At 32.5% G+C, this 22,778-nt stretch carries 28 protein-coding genes and 3 pseudogenes; 7 read left to right on the forward strand and 24 right to left on the reverse strand.

Annotation, left to right across the window (positions count from 1 at the left end):
- Positions 1–6 precede the first annotated feature (6 nt).
- The 6 genes from HMPREF3265_RS08845 to HMPREF3265_RS08865 all read right to left on the reverse strand — a co-directional run bounded on the left by HMPREF3265_RS08845 (position 7) and on the right by HMPREF3265_RS08865 (position 2,405).
- Positions 7–534, reverse strand: coding sequence for a hypothetical protein (locus tag HMPREF3265_RS08845; protein ID WP_053022071.1), 528 nt, complete (start codon positions 532–534; stop codon positions 7–9).
- A 28-nt stretch (positions 535–562) separates the two neighbouring features.
- Positions 563–1,339 carry an ATP-binding protein gene (locus HMPREF3265_RS08850; RefSeq protein ID WP_037549497.1) on the reverse strand — a complete coding sequence of 259 codons (777 nt, stop codon included), beginning with the start codon at positions 1,337–1,339 and terminating at the stop codon, positions 563–565.
- Positions 1,332–1,583, reverse strand: a complete 252-nt coding sequence (locus HMPREF3265_RS08855; protein WP_070861447.1) for a DUF2483 family protein — start codon at positions 1,581–1,583, stop codon at positions 1,332–1,334. The genes HMPREF3265_RS08850 and HMPREF3265_RS08855 overlap by 8 nt, the downstream gene beginning before the upstream one ends.
- Positions 1,543–1,830 (reverse strand): hypothetical protein, encoded by a 288-nt coding sequence (locus HMPREF3265_RS08860; protein WP_053022069.1) that lies wholly within the window; start codon positions 1,828–1,830, stop codon positions 1,543–1,545. Before HMPREF3265_RS08860 ends, HMPREF3265_RS08855 begins: the two co-directional genes overlap by 41 nt.
- A gap of 84 nt (positions 1,831–1,914) precedes the next feature.
- The gene (locus HMPREF3265_RS12660) at positions 1,915–2,085 is read right to left on the reverse strand and encodes a hypothetical protein (RefSeq protein WP_176746625.1); all 171 of its coding nucleotides are present in this window, start codon (positions 2,083–2,085) and stop codon (positions 1,915–1,917) included.
- Positions 2,086–2,087: 2 nt separating this feature from the next.
- Positions 2,088–2,405 carry a DUF771 domain-containing protein gene (locus tag HMPREF3265_RS08865; protein WP_011276075.1) on the reverse strand — a complete coding sequence of 106 codons (318 nt, stop codon included), beginning with the start codon at positions 2,403–2,405 and terminating at the stop codon, positions 2,088–2,090.
- Positions 2,406–2,464: 59 nt separating this feature from the next.
- On the opposite strand from HMPREF3265_RS08865, the gene HMPREF3265_RS12665 reads away from it, so the two are divergent.
- Positions 2,465–2,641 (forward strand): hypothetical protein, encoded by a 177-nt coding sequence (locus tag HMPREF3265_RS12665; protein WP_011276076.1) that lies wholly within the window; start codon positions 2,465–2,467, stop codon positions 2,639–2,641.
- Between the two features lie 16 nt (positions 2,642–2,657).
- On the opposite strand, the pseudogene HMPREF3265_RS12990 reads toward HMPREF3265_RS12665, so the two are convergent.
- The 4 genes and pseudogenes from HMPREF3265_RS12990 to HMPREF3265_RS12470 all read right to left on the reverse strand — a co-directional run.
- A pseudogene (locus HMPREF3265_RS12990) lies at positions 2,658–2,765 on the reverse strand (hypothetical protein); the annotation flags it as partial.
- A gap of 36 nt (positions 2,766–2,801) precedes the next feature.
- Positions 2,802–3,341, reverse strand: coding sequence for an ORF6C domain-containing protein (locus tag HMPREF3265_RS08870; protein ID WP_070550226.1), 540 nt, complete (start codon positions 3,339–3,341; stop codon positions 2,802–2,804).
- Entirely contained in the window at positions 3,334–4,314 is a 981-nt protein-coding gene (locus HMPREF3265_RS12995) for a hypothetical protein (RefSeq protein WP_070861449.1), read from the reverse strand. The genes HMPREF3265_RS08870 and HMPREF3265_RS12995 overlap by 8 nt, the downstream gene beginning before the upstream one ends.
- Before the next feature lie 233 nt (positions 4,315–4,547).
- Positions 4,548–4,739, reverse strand: coding sequence for a hypothetical protein (locus HMPREF3265_RS12470; RefSeq protein ID WP_070861452.1), 192 nt, complete (start codon positions 4,737–4,739; stop codon positions 4,548–4,550).
- Positions 4,740–4,804: 65 nt separating this feature from the next.
- Here HMPREF3265_RS12470 and HMPREF3265_RS08885 point away from each other — a divergent pair, with 65 nt between their 5' ends.
- A complete protein-coding gene (locus tag HMPREF3265_RS08885) occupies positions 4,805–5,014 on the forward strand; it encodes a hypothetical protein (RefSeq protein WP_070861454.1) in 210 nt (69 codons plus the stop codon).
- On the opposite strand, the gene HMPREF3265_RS12670 is transcribed toward HMPREF3265_RS08885, so the two are convergent.
- Both HMPREF3265_RS12670 and HMPREF3265_RS08890 read right to left on the reverse strand, forming a co-directional pair.
- Entirely contained in the window at positions 5,011–5,169 is a 159-nt protein-coding gene (locus tag HMPREF3265_RS12670; RefSeq protein WP_154393627.1) for a hypothetical protein, read from the reverse strand. The two genes, HMPREF3265_RS08885 and HMPREF3265_RS12670, sit on opposite strands and share 4 nt — an antisense overlap.
- A gap of 30 nt (positions 5,170–5,199) precedes the next feature.
- Positions 5,200–5,439, reverse strand: a complete 240-nt coding sequence (locus HMPREF3265_RS08890; RefSeq protein WP_037557781.1) for a helix-turn-helix transcriptional regulator — start codon at positions 5,437–5,439, stop codon at positions 5,200–5,202.
- A gap of 140 nt (positions 5,440–5,579) precedes the next feature.
- Between HMPREF3265_RS08890 and HMPREF3265_RS13150 the strand changes: the two are divergent.
- From HMPREF3265_RS13150 to HMPREF3265_RS08905, 4 genes and pseudogenes are all read left to right on the forward strand, one after another.
- Positions 5,580–5,768, forward strand: a pseudogene (locus tag HMPREF3265_RS13150) (helix-turn-helix domain-containing protein); the annotation flags it as partial.
- 24 nt (positions 5,769–5,792) lie between these two features.
- Positions 5,793–6,200 (forward strand): annotated as a pseudogene (locus tag HMPREF3265_RS08895) (LexA family protein); the annotation flags it as partial.
- A gap of 52 nt (positions 6,201–6,252) precedes the next feature.
- Positions 6,253–6,807: a hypothetical protein gene (locus HMPREF3265_RS08900; RefSeq protein ID WP_070861459.1), complete on the forward strand. Its 555-nt coding sequence runs from the start codon at positions 6,253–6,255 to the stop codon at positions 6,805–6,807.
- Between the two features lie 56 nt (positions 6,808–6,863).
- Positions 6,864–7,889, forward strand: a complete 1,026-nt coding sequence (locus HMPREF3265_RS08905; RefSeq protein WP_070861461.1) for a tyrosine-type recombinase/integrase — start codon at positions 6,864–6,866, stop codon at positions 7,887–7,889.
- A 481-nt stretch (positions 7,890–8,370) separates the two neighbouring features.
- Here HMPREF3265_RS08905 and HMPREF3265_RS08910 read toward each other — a convergent pair whose 3' ends face one another.
- The 12 genes from HMPREF3265_RS08910 to zapA form a co-directional block, all read right to left on the reverse strand.
- The gene (locus HMPREF3265_RS08910) at positions 8,371–8,880 is read right to left on the reverse strand and encodes a YfcE family phosphodiesterase (RefSeq protein ID WP_070440215.1); all 510 of its coding nucleotides are present in this window, start codon (positions 8,878–8,880) and stop codon (positions 8,371–8,373) included.
- Positions 8,880–9,461, reverse strand: coding sequence for an XTP/dITP diphosphatase (locus HMPREF3265_RS08915; protein WP_070440217.1), 582 nt, complete (start codon positions 9,459–9,461; stop codon positions 8,880–8,882). Before HMPREF3265_RS08915 ends, HMPREF3265_RS08910 begins: the two co-directional genes overlap by 1 nt.
- Positions 9,462–9,477: 16 nt before the next feature.
- Positions 9,478–10,278, reverse strand: coding sequence for a glutamate racemase (racE, locus tag HMPREF3265_RS08920; protein ID WP_037549449.1), 801 nt, complete (start codon positions 10,276–10,278; stop codon positions 9,478–9,480).
- Positions 10,279–10,455: 177 nt separating this feature from the next.
- Entirely contained in the window at positions 10,456–11,304 is an 849-nt protein-coding gene (sdhB, locus tag HMPREF3265_RS08925; protein ID WP_070440219.1) for a succinate dehydrogenase iron-sulfur subunit, read from the reverse strand.
- Positions 11,304–13,070 (reverse strand): succinate dehydrogenase flavoprotein subunit, encoded by a 1,767-nt coding sequence (gene sdhA, locus HMPREF3265_RS08930; protein ID WP_053016987.1) that lies wholly within the window; start codon positions 13,068–13,070, stop codon positions 11,304–11,306. Before sdhA ends, sdhB begins: the two co-directional genes overlap by 1 nt.
- A gap of 123 nt (positions 13,071–13,193) precedes the next feature.
- Complete coding sequence (locus HMPREF3265_RS08935; RefSeq protein ID WP_011276091.1) at positions 13,194–13,808, reverse strand: succinate dehydrogenase cytochrome b558 subunit; 615 nt, start codon at positions 13,806–13,808, stop codon at positions 13,194–13,196.
- Between the two features lie 380 nt (positions 13,809–14,188).
- On the reverse strand, positions 14,189–15,976 hold the full coding sequence (gene uvrC, locus HMPREF3265_RS08940; protein ID WP_070440314.1) for an excinuclease ABC subunit UvrC: 1,788 nt from the start codon (positions 15,974–15,976) through the stop codon (positions 14,189–14,191).
- 97 nt (positions 15,977–16,073) lie between these two features.
- Complete coding sequence (trxA, locus tag HMPREF3265_RS08945) at positions 16,074–16,388, reverse strand: thioredoxin (protein WP_011276093.1); 315 nt, start codon at positions 16,386–16,388, stop codon at positions 16,074–16,076.
- 200 nt (positions 16,389–16,588) lie between these two features.
- Positions 16,589–18,940, reverse strand: a complete 2,352-nt coding sequence (locus tag HMPREF3265_RS08950; RefSeq protein WP_070440223.1) for an endonuclease MutS2 — start codon at positions 18,938–18,940, stop codon at positions 16,589–16,591.
- 9 nt (positions 18,941–18,949) lie between these two features.
- Positions 18,950–20,662 carry a DNA polymerase/3'-5' exonuclease PolX gene (gene polX / locus HMPREF3265_RS08955; RefSeq protein WP_070440225.1) on the reverse strand — a complete coding sequence of 571 codons (1,713 nt, stop codon included), beginning with the start codon at positions 20,660–20,662 and terminating at the stop codon, positions 18,950–18,952.
- Between the two features lie 74 nt (positions 20,663–20,736).
- Complete coding sequence (locus HMPREF3265_RS08960; protein WP_070440227.1) at positions 20,737–21,258, reverse strand: CvpA family protein; 522 nt, start codon at positions 21,256–21,258, stop codon at positions 20,737–20,739.
- Positions 21,259–21,525 (reverse strand): cell division protein ZapA, encoded by a 267-nt coding sequence (gene zapA / locus HMPREF3265_RS08965; RefSeq protein WP_011276097.1) that lies wholly within the window; start codon positions 21,523–21,525, stop codon positions 21,259–21,261. It lies immediately after the preceding gene.
- A gap of 280 nt (positions 21,526–21,805) precedes the next feature.
- Here zapA and rnhC point away from each other — a divergent pair, with 280 nt between their 5' ends.
- Positions 21,806–22,738, forward strand: coding sequence for a ribonuclease HIII (gene rnhC, locus HMPREF3265_RS08970; protein WP_070440229.1), 933 nt, complete (start codon positions 21,806–21,808; stop codon positions 22,736–22,738).
- Positions 22,739–22,778 lie beyond the last annotated feature (40 nt).

The following is a 22,778-nucleotide window of genomic DNA, read 5'->3' on the forward strand; positions in this document are numbered from 1 at the left end:
CACGACCTAGAAAGGTAAATCATCATCAGATATATCAATTGGACCGTTAGCGTTTGCGAATGGATTATTTGGACTGTTCAAACTAGATTTACTTGTTTGTTGTTCATTATTATTATTCTTTTGATTATCTTTAATTTCATGTTTTTCAAATACTGGCGTACCATCAAATTTCCAAACACGTTTTAAAGAAGTGTTCCATTTATCTGTGTAGTCATTGTATTTACGTTCTAATTCGATATTGATTGGTTTACCGATAACATCTCTTTCTGTGAAATTAAACATTCCGTTATCACTTTGAATACCTAAGTCATCTAAGAATGTGTACATCCAGTTTCTAGCAAACTCATTTTCCATATCAGCATTAGCATAATGAGTGAAGTCTCCTTCTTCTCTGTGAGTGAATGTGATAACAAATTGAGGATGTCCATTTTTAGAATTTTTACTATCGAAGTTTTTTACTTTCACGCTATATTGACCAGGTTGCATATAGTTACCTAATTTTTGAGCATTTTGTAAGTTTAAATTGAAATTCATAATTGATTACCGTCCTTTTAATTAATTTTTAGTTTCCGTTTCTAATTACTTCTACTACGTCTGTAATACTAGGGTTAACAAATCGTTTATCATTAATTGTTACGTTACTTGCATGTCTTATCTTTGTTTCAAATAAGCTGGAAGGTTCAGCATTCAATACATATTCATACGTTTTCTGACCCTCTTGCTCGTGTTCTTCTATTGTCATTCTTGCAAGTACATCAGATTGACTGACAACTGCCTTCCGAATTTGATCCTGTGCTTCAATCGTTATAGTTGGGTTTATCGTGCTACCTTCGTCGTCTTTATCTTTATTGATACCTTCATGACCACTTATCGCTAAGTGGAATTGATGTTGTTCTTGTAACTTAGAGATAAAGCGATAAATACTTACTATTCGAGTTGCACATTCTCCCCAATCATTGAAAGTAGGTTTACGATTTTTACCATTCATGATGTCTTGAATAGTGATGTCACGTAATTTCTGAATAGTTTCAATCACTACTACATCAATCTTTTTACCGTTATCTCTTAGCTGCTTAATAATGAGTGGTAAGTTTTTAACTACTGTTGCAAAATGATTGTAATTGGCTATTGATACCACAGCGCCATTTGACGCTACTGTCGTTCCATCTTCGTTAATATCAAGTACAAGTGCGTTCTCATCTTTAGTTAAGAAAGTTGTTTTACCAGTACCGAATTTTCCGTAGATAGCGAACTTGTAAAACTTGTTAGCATTCTGTTTACCAATATCTTTTACACCGAGTTGTTTAAGAATATCTACTTCTTGATTTTCTTCACTCATCAGCTTCGACCTCCTTCAAGTCTTTCATTTTCACTTTTTTGCGTGTTTCTTGTATTTTGTAAGTTGTTATTTCGATATCATGTTTCTCCCAATCGATATCAATACCATCTAATCCACTAATAACTGCTGCTCTACTTCGCATACCGTTGTAATTTGCGAAATCTTGTGAACTAGGTTTATTTGTAAGCCACCAGCCATGATGTTCATCTTGTATGCGATACTCGATTTTGGTTGTTTCTTTCATCAATCAAGCACTCTCCTTTAATCACTTTTTTAGCTAGTTCGAATTTGTCATGAAGTTCTTCTGATGTATGAAATTCAGCGAACATAATGTTCTTAACATCTGTTTTATACTCGTCTGAGTGATGAAAGAAGAATAGGACTACTTCGTCATCACAAATTCCTGTTCCGAATTGACATTCAACACTTTCTTTGCTGTGCATAATTAATTCATTCAATTCATTAACTATTTTTAGTAATTTGTGTTTCAACTTGACTACCTCCTTATTTAGTTGTAAATTTTAAGTACATATAATTTTAAAAGTCTCCGACTGTTTGCTATTTGCCGATAGCATTCAGTCTTTTATTTTGTAGTAACATTGGTCGAAAAATACATAAGTTGCTAATGCTGCGAATAGTGCATATCCTGCTGACTTAGTGATGACCACTTCTGCTAGCATGAGCAAGAAGAATACTGCGTTGAACAACATGCCTGATATTAAGAATGCTTTATCGTGTGATTTCATATTTATCTCCCCTTTCCATAAATTTCTTCGAAATGCTCATCGATGAATTTATTCATCTTTCTTGCGTTGATTCTCCAACGATTTAAATTTTCATCTGGATAATGTACGATGCCTTGCTTTTTGAGTAATTTCTCAAATTTTGGGTGGGTTAATAATCTGTCTTTAATCGTGTCGTCAGCTGACATTTTGAGTTTCTTTTTCAATTCTTTTAAGTCCCAAACTGGATCTAATGAATAATTTATTAACTCTTCATATTCATCTTTAGAAACAAGAACATGTGTGTCCGGTATTGGAACAGTTACGTTTAAAGTTTGCGTCATCTTAGATACTCCTTTCGTGTATAATTTGGTTATCTTCAAATGAAAGTGAGGTGACATAAATGTCTAAGATATATTTCGACCCTCAACAGTTTGCAAATGCTTATTTAAGCACTCAAGAGTTCAAACCGAGTAATTACGAAAGTGAACAAGAAATGCTTGACGAAGCGTTTGCCGTATATTTAATGGCGTTTGAACACGCTAGAAAATATGTCGAGAAAACCCAAAATGACGGTTAGTATTTAAATCTTTTTTATCGATGTAACTAATTGTCGTTTTCCTAGTGTTTATTTCAATTTTGCAAACCTTCCAAGTCACAACCGCCATTGTGATGAGGAGGGTTGTTTTGTATAAAATGTTCATGTTTTGCCTCCTTTAATTTGTTTGTTCGATTGTGGGTTAAGCGAGTCTTTTTAAAATTCCGAAATCTCCATGTCTTTCAGCAACATCAATTTGATGGTCTGTAAGTCTTAAATAATTTTTAGGTAAATCGCTTAAAACCAAACTTTCTGTAAACGCAATAGCTACTTCACATTCCACACGTTTTACTTGATTGTATTTATTAACTTCAAATTTCTTTCTAATAGCTGTGTAAACACCTTTCACAAGATGACCAAACTTTTTAGAATACAACTCTTGAGACACTTCTTCTCCAAAATATTGTTTAGTGAGTTGGTGACCTTTTCTTGTACAAACTGCGTATAATCTATCTGCTTGTGGCCCAGTTAAAGGTACTGTGTTTTTGAAATCTTCAAATTCCTTTTTAATTTCTTTGTATAAAGATAAAAGTTCATCTTTTGTATGAGCAATATCTGCTTTTGTTTCTCTAATTTCGTTTTTTGTTTCCACAATTTCGTCGTACATTTGTAAAATTGAATTTGCCTGTGTTACCATGTTTTCCATTTGGCTTCTTCTTAATTCCATTACTTGATTAGACATCTATAACATCTCCTTTTTTTAATTGTTTTCTTAATCTGTTTGCCATATCAGTTAAATCTTCGATAATTTTTTCAATAGGTTTTCTTGCATAATCGTTGTCGATAATATCTTTTGAAAAAGCCAGATAACAAAGTGGTGCTACTTCCCTGATGACTTTCTCACTACCTTTGACCAAATCATAAATTTCTTTTTGAGCTTTTAACCTTTGTTGGCCGTCATTCAATTTGGCGTTCATATCATTGATAGCTTTATTCAACTCATCATATTTCTGTGATTTCTCACTCACTTCATCTCTGCGTAGTTCCATTTCTTTGATGTCTTTTTCTAATTTTTCGTTACGTTGTTCAATGAGTTTTTGTTGGTGTCTTGATTGCGCTAGAGCATTTTTAGTTTCTTGATAATCTTCTGGCTCCATATACTTCTCAATCACTTCTGGCTCTCTACTCTCTGCATCCTCTAGTTGTTTCTTAGCAATCTCTTCGGAACGTTGTGCTTGTTCTACTTGAGATTGAAGTTGAGCGTTTTGTTCGTCACGTCGTTTGAGTTGTTGCTCGTATTCTTTAGCTTTGCGTTCCATTTCTTTATACTCTTGAGAAGTTTTAATATTGCCATTGAATACTTCTTGATTAATTTTTTCTTTCGCAGATGGTTTTGACATTGCATATTGAAGTGTCTTAGGTTGAGATAAAAACGTATCTTTTTCTTCTGGTTTGTCCAATCGTTGGACAAACTTATAAGCGTTTATATAGTTATATACACTTGCTTTTTTTATCCCTTTACTTTCAGCCCACTTGATAAAAGTTCCATCTCCGTAATTAGATAAATCTTTATGAGCGTTATATAAGACTTCTCCAACCTCTATCGAATAACTGTTGTAAATTCTATTAAGTTGTTTTTCATATTTTTCTAATTTAGTTGCCGTTTCGTTGTCTACTAACGAATAATCAAATTCTTGTTGTTGTAATTCGTTCAATCGTTTATACTCCTTTCTGCTATACTCCTTATGAGGAGGTGATTTTATGGATAAAAATCTATTTGATTAAAAATTTGATGAGTTGAAAGAATTCCTAGAAGTAGAGTTAAATGTTGAAAGCGACTATTTCAAAGAAACTCAACAAAAATTCTATGAATTCAACCCTGAAATGAGCGAGGATATGAATTTCTATTTATCTCTTTATGAGCTAAACAAAAAGTATTCTCAATCTATCACTTACAATACCGCGATGCTGCTTCTACAAGACGACGAGCAGAATCATTAGCCGATTTTGAGCATTTAGGTATAACAAATTTTTCATTTGATAACTCTGAAAGACTCTTAGGTCGATTAAGCAATTGTTCTATAACTGTTACAGCAGCATATAGAATGATTGCTTTTTTAATTGGTTTTAAATCTTGCATGTTCATTCCTCCCTTAAGTTGTTTGTTCGATTGTTTTGGTATAATCACCTGTGGAGGTGATAATTATGAACGCTAAATCAATAAATGATTCATTAAATGATAATTATGCTGTAGTGATTAAATACGTTAATGGCAGACACACTACTGTAACTCATTCTGAAATCATTGATGAATCAACTATCTTTGCAAACAAAAATCAATTTATAAATTTGAACAATGTTACGAATGCAATTCTTTGCAAAGATGAAAATCAAGTAAGTAATGTTACACGCTAGTAATTAAATGCTGTAGCACGTACAGCTTCAACCAGTTTCGCAGCAGCCTCAATCTGTTGGGGAGTTGGTTGTTGCTTCGTTCTTTCTAAAACTACTTTCAATGTTTCTAATTCTTCTATTACTACTTCTTCATTCACTTTTTGTAATTCGTTCATTTCAACCCTCCTATATCACGTTTCGTGATATTAATAATTAAAAAAAATATCTTCGACACTAACATCGAAAGTTTTAGCTAAGATTTCCATTTCATAATCGTTGAAAGGATATTTACCTTGTTCTTTCTGCTCATACTGCCTACGTTGTAAACCTATCAAATTAGCTACATACTCTGTGGTAAACTCTTCAGATAATCTAAGTTTACGCAATTTAGTTTTAGGTTTTAAATATTTTTCTTTAAGCATTTTCTTTTTATCTGTCGCCGTCATTTATTATCACCTCCGATGACTGTATATAAACTATATCACGTTTCGTGATACATTTCAAACATTTTTTATCACATTTTGTAATATTTTTTATTGTTTCCTTATTATAGATGTGTTATATTTATCTCAAGGAGTGATACCAAATGAGCAAAAATGTGATAGGAAAAAGAATAAAAGAACTAAGAAAACAGAAAAAACTAACTCAAAATGATCTAAGTAAGTTGACTGGATACAAACAAAATACTATTTCATCTCATGAAAATGGGACTCGAGGAATAGACGAGATAGATATAATGAACTATTGTGAGGCTCTCGGTGTGACTCCGACAGATTTATTTCAAAAACATGAACAACCTCAACTAGAAACCCTACCAGTCAAAAAGATTCCAGTTGTTTCAAAAGTATCTGCTGGCTTACCTATATATAGTGAAGAAAATTTAATAGATTACATATACTTCGCTACTAATAAATTTAATTCTGATAAAGAAGAATTTGGTTTAAAAGTGTCTGGCGATAGCATGGATAAGATTTTCCAAGATGGCGATATCGTTGTAGTAGAAAAAGATTCTGTTGTTGAAAACGGTCAATTAGGTGTCGTTATGATTAATGGTTATAACGCTACTATTAAACGTATTAGATACAATGGCGACCAAATTATATTAATTCCAGAATCAAATAATTCTAGCCACTACCCACAAGTGTATGGCAAAAATGACGAAGTAAAAATAATTGGTAGAGTTGTAGCAAGTCAAAAACTATTTTAATAAGCGCCCAAGCGGCGCTCTAATATAATTTTATTTTAAGGAGAAATGTAAAATGAAAAAGTTTTTAGTTTTATTATTTAGTAGTTTATTAGTATTAGGCGCTTGTGGTAACGATGACACATCTAACAACGATTCTGATTCTAAATCAGAAACAAAATCGAATGATCCTAATAAAGATAAAGACAAGTCAAAGGATAAAGATAAAAAGAAAGAAGATAAAGAAAAATCTTCAAATGAAGAGAATCAAAATAGCCAAGAACAGTCACAAGAACAGCAAACTAACACACAAGAACAACAGCAGACACAACAAGCGACAACTCAGGAACAACAAACACAACAAGCTAATAACAATCAACAAAATGAACAAAGATATGACTATGACCATAATGGCGTTTATAGAACCCCTGCAGAACAAAAGGCTCATGAAGATTGGGTTAATGGGCAAATAGAATGGAATAAGAAACAAGAAGCTAAAGAACAAAAACTTCAAGATGAATATTTCGATTTAAGCGATAAAATGTATGAAGATGGAGTTAGTGAATCTGAATATAACTCTATGGAAAAAAGACAAGAAGAAATATTAGACGAAGTAGAACCAATTAATTAATTTTCAGGGTAGTTCGCCTACCCTTATTATTTTTTTACCTTTTTAGGAGGGATAACATGCAAACACGATGTTATGACGGTAAAAAATGGCAATATGAATTTAAATATGAAGGCAAACGATATCGTAAGAAAGGTTTCAGAACCAAACGTGAGGCAAATTCTGCAGGGTTAGATAAGTTAAGTGAGTTAAAGCAAGGTATTGAGTACGAACCTGATTTAACACTATGTGACTATTTTAAAACCTGGTGCGAAACGTTTAAAAAATCGACGGTGACACCTAAAACTTACAAGTCTTATACTTCTGCTATAAAGCATATCAACAATCATTCAATTGGCAAAAAGAAATTGAAAGATTTATCACGATATCACTATCAAGATTTCATCAATGAATTTTCAAAATACCATTCTAAAGAATCTATTAGAAAGCTAAACGGTTATATTAGAACATCTTTAGACGACGCAGTATACGAGGGACTTATTGCAAAGAACCCTACTTTTAAAGTGAGTTATAGAGCTAGTAAACCAAACAAAAGTGAAGATAGTAAGTATATCAACCTAAAAGACTATGAATTGTTAAAACAGCATTTGATGACTAAAGACAACGCATCATCACTTGTACTATTCATTATGATTTGTACTGGTTGTCGCATAAGTGGTGCTTTGAATCTAAAACGTGAATATATTAACCAAGTTAAAAGTGAAATATATATTGATGAGCATAAAACAGATTCTTCCCCTCGTTATGTATCTATCAGTCAAAAAGATATGAATCATATTATTAAGTCTGTTGATCAATTACCTAGAACAATTGACGGAACTGTATTTGGCGAACTAACAAACAATGCGGTTAATAAACGTTTAAAAGTATATTGTAAAAATCTAGGTATCAAAGAAATTACTTCACATGCACTACGTCACACTCACTGTTCATATTTATTAGCCAAAGGCATTTCTATATATTACATTTCGAAAAGACTAGGACACAAAAATATATCAGTTACTACTGAAGTTTATTCACATTTACTTGAAGAAACATACAAAGAAGAAGATGAAAAAGCGACACAAATAATAAGTGCAATGTGATTTTTAGGGACCCATTAGGGACCCGAAAGCCCATGAAACCCGTCGTTATAAGGTTTATAGTATCCCTCCCAGGACGTCATTAACTAAAAATTACATATATTTTTAGGTTGAGAACGCTGTTATGACGGCGTTCTTTTTATTTTGTCTTGTAACTAAGCTAAACTGCACCAAAAATAGAAAAACCCGCCATGTTATGACGAGTTTCTAAGATAATATTATTATGTTGTTAGTTTAAAAATTTTTGACACGTATTTGACACGTGATCAACAACTTTTTTACCTAAAAAATTTAGTTTTTAAATGTAAGTATTAAATTAATTATTGAAATGACCAAAATGACTATTGCAAAATAAAACGTTAAAGACGTTAGTTTTTCACTTCTCAATTTAAAAACTCCATTCAATATTAATATTCTATTAACCAATATTATATGTATTGGAATAAACACTTAGGAGTTAATTAAATGCTTAAGTGTCTATATATCAAAGTTCAAATTCAATCGTTTCTATAATATGATTATCTCGATTTCTATAATTTAGAATAGCCCTACCATTCACTTCATCAATAATGAGTTCGGCAAACGTTTCTTCAATACCACTGCGAGATTGTGATATACTGCCTGGATTTATGACATGTACACCATCTAAATGCTCATATTTTGCAACATGAGTATGACCATAAAATGCAAATTGACATCCCTGAGATTTAGCTTTTTGTGCTAAATGCATACGAGTTTGATTTACTGAATACAAATGTCCATGAGTATATAAAGCCTTTAAACCTTTAATTTCCACTTCTTCTTCATTAGGAAATTCAGGATAAAAGTCACAATTCCCTTTTACTCTTCTATATAGGCTTAGTTCAGTATCATTATATTCAAATTCTGAATCCCCTAAATGTAATAAAACATCAGCATCCTTATGCGCTTCATATAAGTGATATAAAATACCAGATTCTGTATGATTGTCACTGACGATAAGCCACTTTGTCATTACTTTTCACTCTCCAAATAAGCATTCAATTTTTTAATTGCATTACCTCTATGACTGATTTCACTCTTTTCTGTTGCTGTAAGTTGAGCCATAGTTTTACCTTTTTCAGGCACATAGAAAATAGGATCATAACCAAAACCATGCTCGCCCTGTCTTTCAGTAGTAATCACTCCAGAAACAGTACCTTTGAAAGTTTGAGTAGTTTCATTAGGTGCACTCATACTAATGACGCAAACAAATTGTGCATCTCGATTTTCGATACTATCTAAATTCTTTAATAATTTATCAATATTAGCATCATCACTCTTATCTAATCCTGCATATCTAGCTGAATAAACGCCAGGTTCGCCATTTAGAGCAAATACCTCTAATCCACTATCATCTGCTATCACACGTTTATTCAATACTTTTGCAGCTTCTTCAGACTTTAATCGTGCATTCTCTTCAAAAGTTGTTCCCGTTTCCTCTACATCAAAGTCTTTTATTAGTTCTGATATACCTATCACATTGTCATTGGGAAAAATTGATTTAAAATCATTAATTTTACCTTTATTATTTGTAGCAATTACGATGTCTGTCATTCATATTCCTCCTTGATTATTCATCTACACTGATGCGTTCAACTTCAACATCTAATTTTAACCATTGTAGAATGATATTTTTAATATGTACTGTATCTCCAGTAGCAAAGAATCTATGCTCTGGATGTTGTGTATAACTCGCATGTTCATTACTAAAAGTTAATAAAGCACTAACTTCACGTGCTGTTTCTAATCCAGAGGAAATAACTTTTTTCTCTCCTCCAAAATAATCATTTATAGGCTTATATAACAATGGATAGTGTGTGCATCCTAAAATTATCGTATCTGCATCAGTATTTCTCCACTGTTTTAACGTTTGATGAATGACAATACTTGTAATTGTAGGGTCATCGTAGCGCATTTGTTCAACTAGTGGAACAAACCCAGGGCAAGCTACACCATAAACATGTACGTTTGGGTTAATGCGCTTAATATGATGTCTATACGCCTCAGATTTAATTGTTCCTTCAGTCCCTAAAATTAAAACATTTTGATTTTTAGTAGTCATAATGGCTGTTCTTGACCCTGGCTCAATAACTCCAATAACTGGAATAGGCAGCAATTGTTGCAAATGTTCTAATGCTACAGCGGTAGCTGTATTACAAGCTATTACAAGCATTTTAATATCAAATTGCATTAATTTATTAGCAAGTTGAGTAGTAAATTGTTTAACTTCATCACCAGGTCTTGGACCATAAGGACATCTTGCAATATCCCCTAGATAGTAAATTGTTTCGTTGGGTAATTGACGCATGATTTCTTTAGCAACTGTCAAACCACCTACACCTGAATCTATAACACCAATTGGTTTGTTCATCTTCATTCATCCTTATAACACATAATACATTTATTTTATCATATACATGCTAAGAGTTTGACTAATCCGATTAAGCATTCATATACATACCTTAAAAAGCTTTATAAAGAAAAAAGTAGTTAATCAATTCAATTAAGAATCATTAACTACTTTTCAAATTATAATTAAATGTATATATTAATCTACTTTGTGGTCTGAGCCGAAGAATGATTTAAACATATGGAATGTTGTTTCTCTATTCATAGCTGCGATAGAAGTTGTCAAAGGAATACCTTTCGGACAAGCATTTACACAGTTTTGAGAATTACCACATTCTTGCAAACCGCCAGCACTCATTAAAGCGTCTAATCGTTCGTCTTTAGTCATTGCACCAGTTGGATGTAAGTCGAATAAACGAACTTGAGAAATTGCCTGAGCACCAACGAATTTATTATTTTGAGTAACATTAGGACAAACTTCTAAACAAACACCACACGTCATACATTTAGATAACTCATAAGCTGTTTGACGTTTTTTCTCAGGCATACGTGGTCCTGGTCCTAAATCATACGTACCATCAATAGGAATCCAAGCTTTCATACGTTTTAAGTTATCAAACATTCTAGTACGATCCACTTGTAAGTCACGAATAACAGGGAAAGTACTCATTGGTTCAAGACGTATAGGTTGTTCTAATTGATCAACAATTGCTGAGCATGATTGTCTAGCACGTCCATTGATGACCATTGAACAAGCACCACAAACTTCTTCTAAACAGTTCATATCCCATGTAACAGGTGTTGTTTTTTCACCTTTATTATTTACTGGATTACGTCTGATTTCCATTAAACATGCGATTACGTTCATATTTTCTTTATAAGGAATTTCAAACGTTTCTTCATACGGTTTAGAATCTTGATTATCTTGTCGTTTGATAATCAACTTGATTGATTTTTGTTTTGGTTCTTTTTGCTCTTTTTCATTTGTATTATTATCGTTTTGGCGAAGTTCTTCGGGAGTGTCTTTTACTGATTGATTGTCAGCCATTATTTTTTACCTCCTTTAGACTTACTTGTATAGTCACGTTTACGTGGTGGAATTAAACTTACATCAACTGGTTCATAAGTGAATTTAGGCGCTTCTTCTCTACCTTGATATTCAGCTAATGTTGTTTTTAACCATTCATCATCATTACGGTCAGGGAATTCTGGTTTGTAATGTGCGCCACGAGATTCGTTACGATTGTAAGCCCCAATTGTAATTACACGTGCTAAAACTAACATATTCCACAATTGACGAGTGAAGAATACAGCTTGGTTACTCCAAGTTTGTGTATCTTCCATATCAATATTTTCATAACGTTTCATTAATTCAACGATTTTTTTATCTGTTTCTAATAATTTATCGTTTTCACGAACAACTGTTACGTTCGCTGTCATAATTTCACCAAGTTCACGGTGAAGTTTATATGCATTTTCAGTTCCACGCATATTTAATAATTTATCAAAGCGTTCTTGCTCTTCATCGACACGTTTTTGATAAATGCTGTCATCTAATTCAGTATATGTTGTTTCTACATTCTCAACATATTTTATTGCATTAGGACCAGCTACAGTACCACCGTAGATTGCAGATAATAATGAGTTGGCACCTAATCGGTTACCACCATGTTGAGAGAAATCACATTCCCCAGCTGCAAATAATCCTTTAATATTAGTCATTTGATCATAGTCTACGTATAAGCCACCCATTGAATAGTGAACGGCAGGGAAAATTTTCATTGGAACTTTACGTGGGTCATCACCCGTAAATTTCTCATAAATTTCAATAATACCACCAAGTTTAACATCTAATTCGTGTGGATCTTTATGAGATAAATCAAGGTAAACCATGTTTTCCCCGTTTATACCTAATTTCTGATTGATACAAACATCAAAGATTTCACGCGTTGCAATATCACGAGGTACTAAGTTACCATAATCAGGATATTTCTCTTCTAAGAAGTACCAAGGTTTACCGTCTTTGTATGTCCAAATACGACCACCTTCACCACGTGCTGATTCACTCATTAGGCGTAATTTATCATCACCAGGAATAGCTGTTGGGTGAATTTGAATAAATTCACCATTTGCATATTTAGCACCTTGTTGGTATGCAATTGATGCCGCTGAACCTGTATTAATCATTGAGTTTGTTGTTTTACCGAAAATGATACCAGGTCCACCAGTTGCCATAATAACGGCATCTGAACCAAATGATTTAATTTCAGAAGTTGTCATATTTTGAGCTACGATGCCTCTTGCAGCATTGTCCTCATCTTTGACAATTCCTAGGAATTCCCAACCTTCATACTTAGTTACTAATCCATCTACTTCAAATGAACGTACTTGTTCATCAAGCGCGTATAATAATTGTTGACCAGTAGTTGCACCTGCAAAAGCAGTTCTGTGATAAAGCGTACCACCGAAACGTCTAAAGTCTAATAGCCCTTCTTTTGTTCTACTAAACATAACGCCCATACGGTCCAATAAATGAATGATTGATGGAGCAGCTTCAGCCATAGCTTTAACAGGTGGTTGGTTTGCTAAGAAGTCCCCACCATAAACTGTATCATCAAAGTGAATCCAAGGAGAATCCCCTTCACCTTTGGTATTTACCGCACCGTTAATACCACCTTGGGCACAAACAGAGTGCGAACGTTTAACAGGTACAATTGAGAATAAATCTACATGCGCACCTTGTTCTGCAGCTTTAATTGTTGACATCAGACCGGCAAGTCCTCCACCGACAACAATAATTTTTTTCTCTGCCATAGAAAAGTCACTCCCCTAAAATATATCGATAGCTTAACGTAATTGCTTAAGCTCATTTGATAAGTACGTGATATAAATACTTATCTAAAATTCAACGTACTATATATGATTACAAATTGTGTTTTATACAAATGCGAAAATTGCAGATACTCCAATGTATCCTAGAACTAAGAATACGATTAAAGAGATCCAAGTGAATACACGTTGTGATTGTTTAGATTGTAAGAATCCCCATGTTACAAAGAATGACCATAAACCATTTGAGAAATGGAAAATAACACATAATACACAAACGATATATACGATAACCCAAATTGGATTTTCAAGTGTTTTGTGCATCAATTCAAAATCAACTGCTTTACCAAAGAAGTATTTTTGAATTGTAGTTTGCCATAAATGCATGAAGATAAATACGAATGTCACAATACCTGAAAATCTTTGTAATGCAAACATCCAGTTTCTAAATAAAGAATAATGACCGATATTTTCTTTAGCTGTAAATGCAATGTGAATACCATACAAACCGTGATATAAAATTGGAATATAAATTAATAAAAATTCAACTGCTAATAAAAATGGAATTGATTCCATAAAGCCAGCTGCCTTATTAAAAGCCTCTGCCCCTTGTGTTGCTTGATGATTCACAATTAAATGAACAACTAAAAATGCACCAATTGGAATAATACCTAGTAACGAGTGAACACGTCTAAGGTAGAATTCATTTTTAGACTTTGCCAAAAGGAGTCCCCCCTGTAAAACTATTGATTTAAATAGTTTATTTATAAGAAAGTCTTTACAATCAAGAAACATCATAATGATTTACTATTTTATTTAGTACTTGTTCATTGTTAAATTATTGTGACAATAATCAATAAATATCGGTTCTATTAAGAACTATGTAAACAAGTAGGACTTAAAAAAGTAAATAAATCATATTTGTTTTAATGAGAAATGTTAGTATTACATTAATCATTAATAAAACCACTTTAATGATAATGTTTCTCAATCAGAAAACGCTTCCATACTTTCTTAAAAAAATAAACTTTTTGTTAACTGTATTGTAACATTTTTTATATGTTTTTGGGCTATGAGAATAATTCTCATAGCCCTTTTTTTAATTAATCATTTGATAATGCTTGCTGCAAGTTTAGTGCAACCTTTTCAGGAAGTCCTGCTTTCTTCAAATCCGCTACACTCGCTTCCTTCATTTTCTTAATCGATCCAAATGTTCTTAACAAACTTGTCTTGCGTTTGCTTCCAATTCCATCAACAGTGTCCAATACTGATTGTAATCCTGTTTTTTGACGTGTTTGACGATGGAATGTAATTGCGAAACGGTGTACTTCATCTTGAATTCGATGTAATAAATAGAATGCTTGACTATTCTTCTTCAATGGTACAACTTCTGCATTTGTTCCATAAAGTAACTCTGACGTTTGGTGTTTATCATTTTTTCTTAATCCAGCGACCGGAATATCCAGTCCTAGTTCATTCTCTAGAACATCTAATACACCCGACATATGTCCTTTCCCACCATCAACTATAATCAAATCAGGTAACGGTAAGCCTTCATTTAGAACACGTGTGTATCTACGACGAACAACTTCTCTCATTGATTTGTAGTCATCAGGTCCATCAACTGTTTTAATTTTATATTTTCTATAACCTTTTTTATCTGCTTTTCCATCAACAAAGGTTACCATAGCAGACACAGGGTCTACACCTTGTATGTTTGAGTTATCAAATGCTTCAATACGAATAGGTGTTTGTATACCCATTCGTTCACCGAGCTCCTCTATTGCCTTTATCGTACGTGATTCATCTCTAGCAATTAGCTCGAATTTATTTTCAAGAGCGACTTCCGCATTATGGTTTGCTAAATCTACCATTTCTTTTTTTGCGCCACGAGCTGGCTGTACAATTTTAGTACCTACTACAGATTGAATCATATCTTTATCTAAATTTTTAGGAACATGTACTTCTTTGGGTAATATATGCTGATTTAAACTATAGAATTGACCTATAAATGTATAAAATTCTTCTTCTTCAGATTGCTGTTGTAAAGGAATCATTGTAGCATCTCTTTGTATCAAATTACCTTGACGAATAAAGAAGACTTGAATGCACATCCATCCTTTAGAGACACTATAACCAAACACATCTCGAATCGTATTATCAGATGACATAATTTTTTGTTTTTTAGTTAAATTATGAATATGTTGTATTAAATCACGATATTCTTTTGCACGTTCAAAGTCTAATTTTTCACTAGCATCCATCATACGATCTTCTAAATTTTTAAGTATAGTTTTATCTTCACCATTTAAAAAATCACTTATTTCACGAGTCATTTGTGCATAAACTTGTTGATCAACATCATATACACATGGTCCCATACACTGTCCAATGTGATAATAAAGACATAATTTATCAGGCATTTTATCACATTTTCTAAAAGGATAAATACGGTCTAATAACTTTTTTGTCTCTTGAGCTGAATAAGCATTAGGGTATGGTCCAAAATATTTTCCAGTACCTTTTTTAACTGTACGCGTAACAATTAACTTTGGATGCTTTTCTTTAGTAATTTTTATAAATGGATAACTTTTATCATCTTTTAATAGAATATTGTAGCGAGGCTGATATTGTTTAATTAAATTTAATTCTAAAAGCAAGGATTCAGTTTCACTTGAAGTTACTATAAATTCAAAATTTCGAATTTCTCCTACCAACCGAGTAGTTTTTGCATCATGTGCACCTGTGAAGTATGAACGTAATCTATTTCTTAAACGCTTGGCTTTGCCGACATAAATCACTAGATCATTACGATCTTTCATTAAGTAACAACCCGGTTCAAATGGAACTACACTTAATTTATTTTTAATTTTCTCTTTGTAGTCTGACAACATTTATCCTCCTTCCCATAAAATTAACTACACATAAAAAAGACGGAGCTATTACATTCTATGTAATGCCCCAGTCTCATATACGTTCAAATTATTCTTAAAGATGTTTATCTAATACTTCAGCTAAGTTTTCTTTAGGTTGGAAACCTACTACTTTATCAACTGGTTCACCGTCTTTAAATACGATTAAAGTTGGGATACTCATTACTTCAAATTTAGCTGCTGTTGATGGGTTTTCATCAACATCTAATTTTAAAATATCAGCTTTTCCATCATAATCTCCAGCTAATTCTTCTAAAACTGGTGCGATCATTTTACAAGGTCCACACCAAGTTGCCCAGAAATCAACTAATTTAACGCCTGATTGAATATTTTCATCAAAGTTTGAATCCGTTACTTTTACGATTGCCATAAATGCCAATCCTCCTTAAATTTTGAATGATGAGCAAATTATAACAGACTTTAGTAGTACGTGCATTGCAATTGCTCACTTATTAACTGTCTGTCAATAATTGTCGAATCTCACTCATTTCATTTCATTTTATTTTCACTGGCTTAATTGTACGTTATTTTCTAAAAAAATCAACAACACTGCTTACACTTTATTATGCCTTATTTAAGTTCAGCTACTGTCACACCAAAACCACCTTCACTTGGCATACCACCACGATATGATTTAACACTTTTATGTTTTTTCAAGTGATTCTGTACGGCTTTTTGGAGTGCACCGGTACCTTTACCATGAATAATATAAACTTGCTCATAATTACTCAAGACAGCTTGGTCAATATATTGATCTAATTCGCCAACCGCTTCCTCATAACGATAACCTCGTAAATCTAATTCAGTTTTAATTGTTTGACGATTTTGTCGAGTTACCATCTTAGTTGGTTTCTCTTTTTTCTTTTTAGTTTTTTCAAGGTCTTCAATAGGTAATTTCATTTTAATAATACCCATTTGAACAACTGCTTCTTCTTCATTTACAAGTTCTAATACTTCGCCCTTTTGACCATATGATAATACTTTGACCTCGTCACCTTCATGTATTTCATCATATTTTTGTTTTTGTACATCTTGTTTTATTGATCTCTCTTCATATTGATCATCTAATTGTTTCTTTTTATCAATAAGTTCGTGTTCTTTGACATCTGCACCTTTTTGATCACGTAATGTTCTTAACTCTTTTAAGATTGAATCCGCTTCTTTAGTAGCAGATTTAACACGTTGATTTGCTTTTTCTTTAGCTTCATCCATCAATCTTTTCTCATAATTTTTATACTGCTCGTATTGTTGCTCTAGATCGTTATGTGTTATTTTGGCTTCTTTTAAAAGTCTATCTAACTCTATTCGTTGTTCATCAACACGTTTTGAATTCTTTTCAAGAGATTCAATCATTGAATTAATTTCTTGTTCATCTGTCCCAATCATGGTCTTAGCTTTATTAATAATACCTAAGCTAAGTCCTAATTTGCGGGAGATATCAAATGCATTAGAACGACCAGGTACACCCATCAACAATTTATACGTGGGACTTAACGTATTAACATCAAATTCAACACTAGCGTTCATGACACCTTTACGATTATAGCTATATGCTTTCAATTCTGGATAATGTGTTGTAGCCATTACTAATGAACCTATTTCACGAACGTGATCTAAGATACTCATCGCCAACGCTGCACCTTCACTTGGATCAGTACCTGCACCTAATTCATCAAATAAAACTAAACTATTTTTATCTGTCTCTTGCAAAATTTCCACAATATTCTTCATATGTGAAGAAAAAGTGGATAGTGATTGTTCAATTGATTGCTCATCACCTATATCACAATAAACATTTTCAAAGACACTTAACTGACTACCATCTAATGTCGGAATTAGCAATCCTGATTGTGCCATAATAATAATTAATCCAAGTGTCTTTAATGTAACCGTTTTACCACCCGTATTTGGACCTGTAATTATGACAGTTTCAATATCATCAACAAATTCAATTGTATTAGCTACAACCGTATCTTTATTTAATAGTGGATGATATGCATTAGGTAAATAAACGGTTCTATCTTTGTAAAACGTAGGTTTCGTTCCTTTAATTGAGCGTGCATATCGTGCTTTAGCTGTTAAAAAGTCAATTTGTCCCATGACTGATTCAGCAATTAAGCAACCATCTGCTTCGGCAGCAACCATACCTGTTAATTCTGTTAGAATTCGCTCACGTTCTACTGCCTCATCATTTCGTAAACGACTGATTTGATTATTCATTTCTACAATCGATGATGGTTCTATATAAAGCGTTTGTCCAGAGGCAGATTGATCATGAACAATCCCTTTGAAATCTTGGCGATATTCAGCTTTAACCGGTATAACATTACGATCATTGCGTACCGTTATAATAGCATCAGATAATTTCTTCTGATTGGATTGGCTTTTAACGATACGGTCTAAATTTTGTCTTATGCGTTGGTTTGTACTTGAAATTTTACTTCGTATACCTTGCAATTCATAACTTGCGCTATCATATAAATCGTGTGTTTCACATTTTTCATTTATCTCTTGGAAAAGATCCGATAAAATTGGTAATTGGTTCATTTTATCATTCAAAATTGGATACTTAACAACTTGTTCATCTTCTTCTAATAATTGATTATAAAATGTCTTAAATTGATTTTGAACTTGAATTAAACGTTTAACTAAATTTAGCTCTGTAACATTTAATACGCCACCTATATTTGCACGATGAATCAATGGTGAAATTTTGGCTAAACCACTTAAACTTGGCAAACGATGTTTATTATAAATTTGTGAAATTTCATCTGTCTCATTCATTTGAAATTCTACTGTTTCAAAATCAGTGGCTGGAGACATCTTAGACACTTTTTCACGCCCCAAGTCACTTATTGTTTCCGAAGCTACAAATGACTTGATTTTATCAAATTCTAAGACGTCTAATGTTTTTTGTCTCATACAATCCCTCTATTTCTTCAACTTTTTATTATTTCCAACAAAATCCTTAAACGCTTGACGAGACATTGTGTTAATTACTCGATCTTTATTTACAAACCCTTTTTGAGCAGTGGCTACACCATATTTCATAAAGTCTAAATGATCAATATGATGAGCATCTGTATTAATTGTTAATTTTACATTAGGATATTTTTTAACTGTTTCAGCATTTAAGTCTAATCGCTTAGGATTTGCGTTAATTTCCATTATTGTATTTGTTTCTTCTGCTAACTTCATTAATCGATCGATATTCGGTTTGTACCCTTCTCTACGACCGATAATACGTCCTGTTGGATGAGCGATGTGTCGTACATATGGATTTCGACATGCATTTTCCAAACGTTTCATAATCTCTTCTTCTGATTGATTAAAGTTTTGGTGAATCGCAGCTATAACATAGTCAAGTTGTGATAACACATCATCATCATAATCTAACGAGCCATCAGGAAGAATATCCATCTCTGTGCCTGAAAAGATATCTATTTCTGCATATTCTTCATTTAGCTTCTTAATTTCTTCATTTTGACGTAATAAACGTTCAACTTGTAACCCATTTGCGACTTTAAGGCTTTGTGAATGGTCAGTAATCACCATGAATTGATAGCCTTTTTTTATATTTGCTTCAATCATATCTCTAATAGAAAAAGCACCATCACTATATGTGGTATGCATATGAATATCTCCGTTAATATCATCCAAAGTAATAATTTCACTTAAATCTTTATCAAATTCGCTACCGTCTTCACGTAAAGCGGGTGCAATCCATTCACTACCGAAATGTTGATAAATCTCTTCCTCACTCTGTAACTGAAGTAAAGTGCCATCTTGCTGTTCAATTCCATATTCACTTATTTTTTCATTTTGCGCTTTAGCCATTTGTCTTATACGAATGTTATGATCTTTAGAACCTGTAAAATGTTGTAATGTGTGATAGAACGCAACTGGCTCAATAAGGCGAAAATCTACGCCAATAGTCTCATCATCATACGTCAACTCTAATGAAACTTTCGTTTGGCCAACAGCAACATCTTTAACTTTATTAGGTATATTTAAAAGTTGTTGTTGTACTTCGTCTGGATGCTTCGTACTAATAATATAATCCAAATCTTTACTCATTTCTTTATAACGACGGAAGCTTCCTGCTTCTGAGTATCTCTCAATACTATCAATTGTTTCTAAATAATCGATTATGATACGATTTAAACCTCGCATAGTGTCTATTGGATAGCTATCTTTTTTTGCTCCTAAAGCTTTAACTGCTTCAAGTATATTTTGTTCAGTTTTTTTAGCAAAACCACTTAGTTCGCTCACTTTTCCACTTTCACAAGCCAATTGTAAACTTTCTTTATCTGTAATATTAAGTTCTTTATATAATTTAGCTATTTTTTTACTACCTAATCCTTGAATCTTCATTAATGGAATCAAGCCTTCTGGAACAAGTTGTTGTAATTCTTTTAAATAACTTGATTCACCTGTTTTACGATATTCATCAATGACTTCCCCTACACCTTTACCAATACCTTTTAATTCAGTAACATCTTTAATATCATCAAGTGGTCGTTCATCAATTTCTAAGCTTTGAGCTGCTTTTCTATACGCAGATACTTTAAACGTATTTTCCCCATTTAATTCCATATATATAGCAATTTTTTCTAATAATTGAATTACATCTTTTTTTGTCATTCTAATCACTCCATAAAAAGAAGACCAGGACATTTAACAAAGAAGCCTTGTCCTGACCTTATATCAGTTTTGTTTTATAAATTTAAAATATAAGACGAGAAAAATGGTGTATGAAACAAGATAAGTTTGCCTATGTACGCATGTTGTAAATTGTGTTGTAACCACTCAATTGGATACAATGCTAACACATAGATTGATAACTGTATCGCAACAACTGCCATCACTACACTTATTAAACTACCAAATAGTCTACTGATTTGGTTAATCATTCGATACGTCACTATATTATCAAAAGTAATTATTATAAGATATAAAATCAACTTACAAAGTGAGGCAATTAGTAAAAATGCAATAATTGTATCAAAGCGTTGCTGCAAATCATTAAAATGAAATGCATACTTCATATCATATGCAATTGTCTTTGGAAAAGGTATAAATACAATTAACTGCGAACTAATTCGATAATAAAATTGATGTGCTATAACTAATGAGACTATCGTTGAAAATAAATGTAAACTATTCAACCATCCCCCTCTTCTATACCCTATAATAAGACCATACACAATAATAATAGCTATCGTAAAATCAATAATCATCTATTCTTCTCGTTGTTTTAATTGTTGAATTTCTTGTAATAGTTTGCGGTTTTCTTCTTCTAATTTAACCTTTTCATGCATAATATTAACCGCTGTTAGGATTGATTTTCTTGTAGTATCTAATCCTGTTGATTTACGTCCCATTTCTTTTAACTTTTCATCAACTAAATGTGCTACGTAACGAATATGCTCGGGGCTGTCTTCACCAATGATAGTATAATTCTGATCGTTAATTGTGACATTGATTCGATTTCTAAATTCTCCCATAGCAATAACTCCTGACATTATTTATTCTTTAAGCCTATCAATGGTTACATATAAATAACCACCTCATCTTGTACTTCAATTTAGTATGCACTTTACGCAATTTATGTAGTAGAATATCACAACTTATTATACATTAGGATATGTTGTTTGGTAAGTAGCTAACGCGTAATCATTTTAATTAATGTAAATTTGAACTACATAACTTTTCTTATGAACGTCCTCAATATGTTATGCTTATCTATGTTTTATTATATTTTGAAAAGTGAGGATCAACTAGCCTATGGCAAATGTCGTTCATAAATTATCAGAATCAGAAATCCAACATCTCTTACAACAAATTACATTTGAAACATCTCAATTACCTCCAGGAATGAAAGCGAGAACTAAATACAAACAATCTGTGATAAATATTTATAATTCAGGCAAAGTTATGTTTCAAGGAAAAAATGCGGAAGCTGTTGCCCAACAATTACTTCCAGATCATACCACTACTTCCAAGAATTCATCATCTTCTAACCAATCTTCAGGTGAAACATTAGCTTATAATCATTATAATTGTATAGGAAGTGATGAAGCAGGAAGTGGTGACTACTTCGGCCCTCTAACTGTTTGTGCTGCTTATGTTTCTAAGGAGAATGTTAAAATTTTAAAAACACTTGGTGTGGATGATTCAAAAAAATTAAATGATCAAAAAATAATCGAACTTGCTGAACAATTGATTACATTTATTCCTCATTCACTTTTAACGCTTGATAATCCAAAATATAACGATAGACAGGCTATTGGTTGGTCCCAAGTTAAAATGAAAGCTGTACTACATAATGAAGCTATCAAAAACGTCACCCAAAAAATTAATTGCAATGAGTTAAATTATATCGTTATTGATCAATTTGCAGTACGTGGTGTTTATCAACGCTATGCTTTAAGTTCACTACCCTACCCAGAAAAAACTAAATTTGAAACGAAAGGTGAATCTAAATCATTAGCAATCGCAGCTGCTAGTATTATTTCAAGATACGCCTTTGTTAAACATATGGATCATATATCACATAAAATGAAACAAGATATCCCTAAAGGTGCTAGCAATAAAGTAGATTTGATAGCTGCTCAAATTATTGATAAACATGGAATAGAAACGTTAGATATGATCTCAAAAAAACATTTTAAAAATAGAGAAAAAGCCCAAAATTTAGTGACTAAAAAATATAAATAAATTTATAAAGAGACGAATTCCATTAATACAGAATTCGTCT

Origin of the sequence: Staphylococcus sp. HMSC62B09 (assembly GCF_001839115.1) — a bacterium.
Lineage (GTDB): Bacteria > Bacillota > Bacilli > Staphylococcales > Staphylococcaceae > Staphylococcus > Staphylococcus haemolyticus.

Excerpts from the sequence above, each read along its gene's own strand:
- racE (WP_037549449.1), bottom strand. The coding sequence starts at position 10,278 with ATGAACAAACCAATTGGTGTTATAGATTCAGGTGTAGGTGGTTTGACA.
- HMPREF3265_RS08905 (WP_070861461.1), top strand. The coding sequence starts at position 6,864 with ATGCAAACACGATGTTATGACGGTAAAAAATGGCAATATGAATTTAAA.
- HMPREF3265_RS08910 (WP_070440215.1), bottom strand. The coding sequence starts at position 8,880 with ATGACAAAGTGGCTTATCGTCAGTGACAATCATACAGAATCTGGTATT.
- HMPREF3265_RS08885 (WP_070861454.1), top strand. The coding sequence starts at position 4,805 with ATGAACGCTAAATCAATAAATGATTCATTAAATGATAATTATGCTGTA.
- HMPREF3265_RS12670 (WP_154393627.1), bottom strand. The coding sequence starts at position 5,169 with ATGAACGAATTACAAAAAGTGAATGAAGAAGTAGTAATAGAAGAATTA.
- HMPREF3265_RS08915 (WP_070440217.1), bottom strand. The coding sequence starts at position 9,461 with ATGACAGACATCGTAATTGCTACAAATAATAAAGGTAAAATTAATGAT.
- HMPREF3265_RS08855 (WP_070861447.1), bottom strand. The coding sequence starts at position 1,583 with ATGAAAGAAACAACCAAAATCGAGTATCGCATACAAGATGAACATCAT.
- HMPREF3265_RS08960 (WP_070440227.1), bottom strand. The coding sequence starts at position 21,258 with ATGATTATTGATTTTACGATAGCTATTATTATTGTGTATGGTCTTATT.
- HMPREF3265_RS08950 (WP_070440223.1), bottom strand. The coding sequence starts at position 18,940 with ATGAGACAAAAAACATTAGACGTCTTAGAATTTGATAAAATCAAGTCA.
- HMPREF3265_RS08850 (WP_037549497.1), bottom strand. The coding sequence starts at position 1,339 with ATGAGTGAAGAAAATCAAGAAGTAGATATTCTTAAACAACTCGGTGTA.
- sdhB (WP_070440219.1), bottom strand. The coding sequence starts at position 11,304 with ATGGCTGACAATCAATCAGTAAAAGACACTCCCGAAGAACTTCGCCAA.
- HMPREF3265_RS08845 (WP_053022071.1), bottom strand. The coding sequence starts at position 534 with ATGAATTTCAATTTAAACTTACAAAATGCTCAAAAATTAGGTAACTAT.
- HMPREF3265_RS12665 (WP_011276076.1), top strand. The coding sequence starts at position 2,465 with ATGTCTAAGATATATTTCGACCCTCAACAGTTTGCAAATGCTTATTTA.
- HMPREF3265_RS08870 (WP_070550226.1), bottom strand. The coding sequence starts at position 3,341 with ATGTCTAATCAAGTAATGGAATTAAGAAGAAGCCAAATGGAAAACATG.
- HMPREF3265_RS08890 (WP_037557781.1), bottom strand. The coding sequence starts at position 5,439 with ATGACGGCGACAGATAAAAAGAAAATGCTTAAAGAAAAATATTTAAAA.
- sdhA (WP_053016987.1), bottom strand. The coding sequence starts at position 13,070 with ATGGCAGAGAAAAAAATTATTGTTGTCGGTGGAGGACTTGCCGGTCTG.
- HMPREF3265_RS12470 (WP_070861452.1), bottom strand. The coding sequence starts at position 4,739 with ATGCAAGATTTAAAACCAATTAAAAAAGCAATCATTCTATATGCTGCT.
- HMPREF3265_RS12660 (WP_176746625.1), bottom strand. The coding sequence starts at position 2,085 with ATGAAATCACACGATAAAGCATTCTTAATATCAGGCATGTTGTTCAAC.
- trxA (WP_011276093.1), bottom strand. The coding sequence starts at position 16,388 with ATGGCAATCGTAAAAGTAACGGATTCAAACTTTGATGAAAATATTCAA.
- rnhC (WP_070440229.1), top strand. The coding sequence starts at position 21,806 with ATGGCAAATGTCGTTCATAAATTATCAGAATCAGAAATCCAACATCTC.
- polX (WP_070440225.1), bottom strand. The coding sequence starts at position 20,662 with ATGACAAAAAAAGATGTAATTCAATTATTAGAAAAAATTGCTATATAT.
- HMPREF3265_RS08865 (WP_011276075.1), bottom strand. The coding sequence starts at position 2,405 with ATGACGCAAACTTTAAACGTAACTGTTCCAATACCGGACACACATGTT.
- HMPREF3265_RS08900 (WP_070861459.1), top strand. The coding sequence starts at position 6,253 with ATGAAAAAGTTTTTAGTTTTATTATTTAGTAGTTTATTAGTATTAGGC.
- zapA (WP_011276097.1), bottom strand. The coding sequence starts at position 21,525 with ATGGGAGAATTTAGAAATCGAATCAATGTCACAATTAACGATCAGAAT.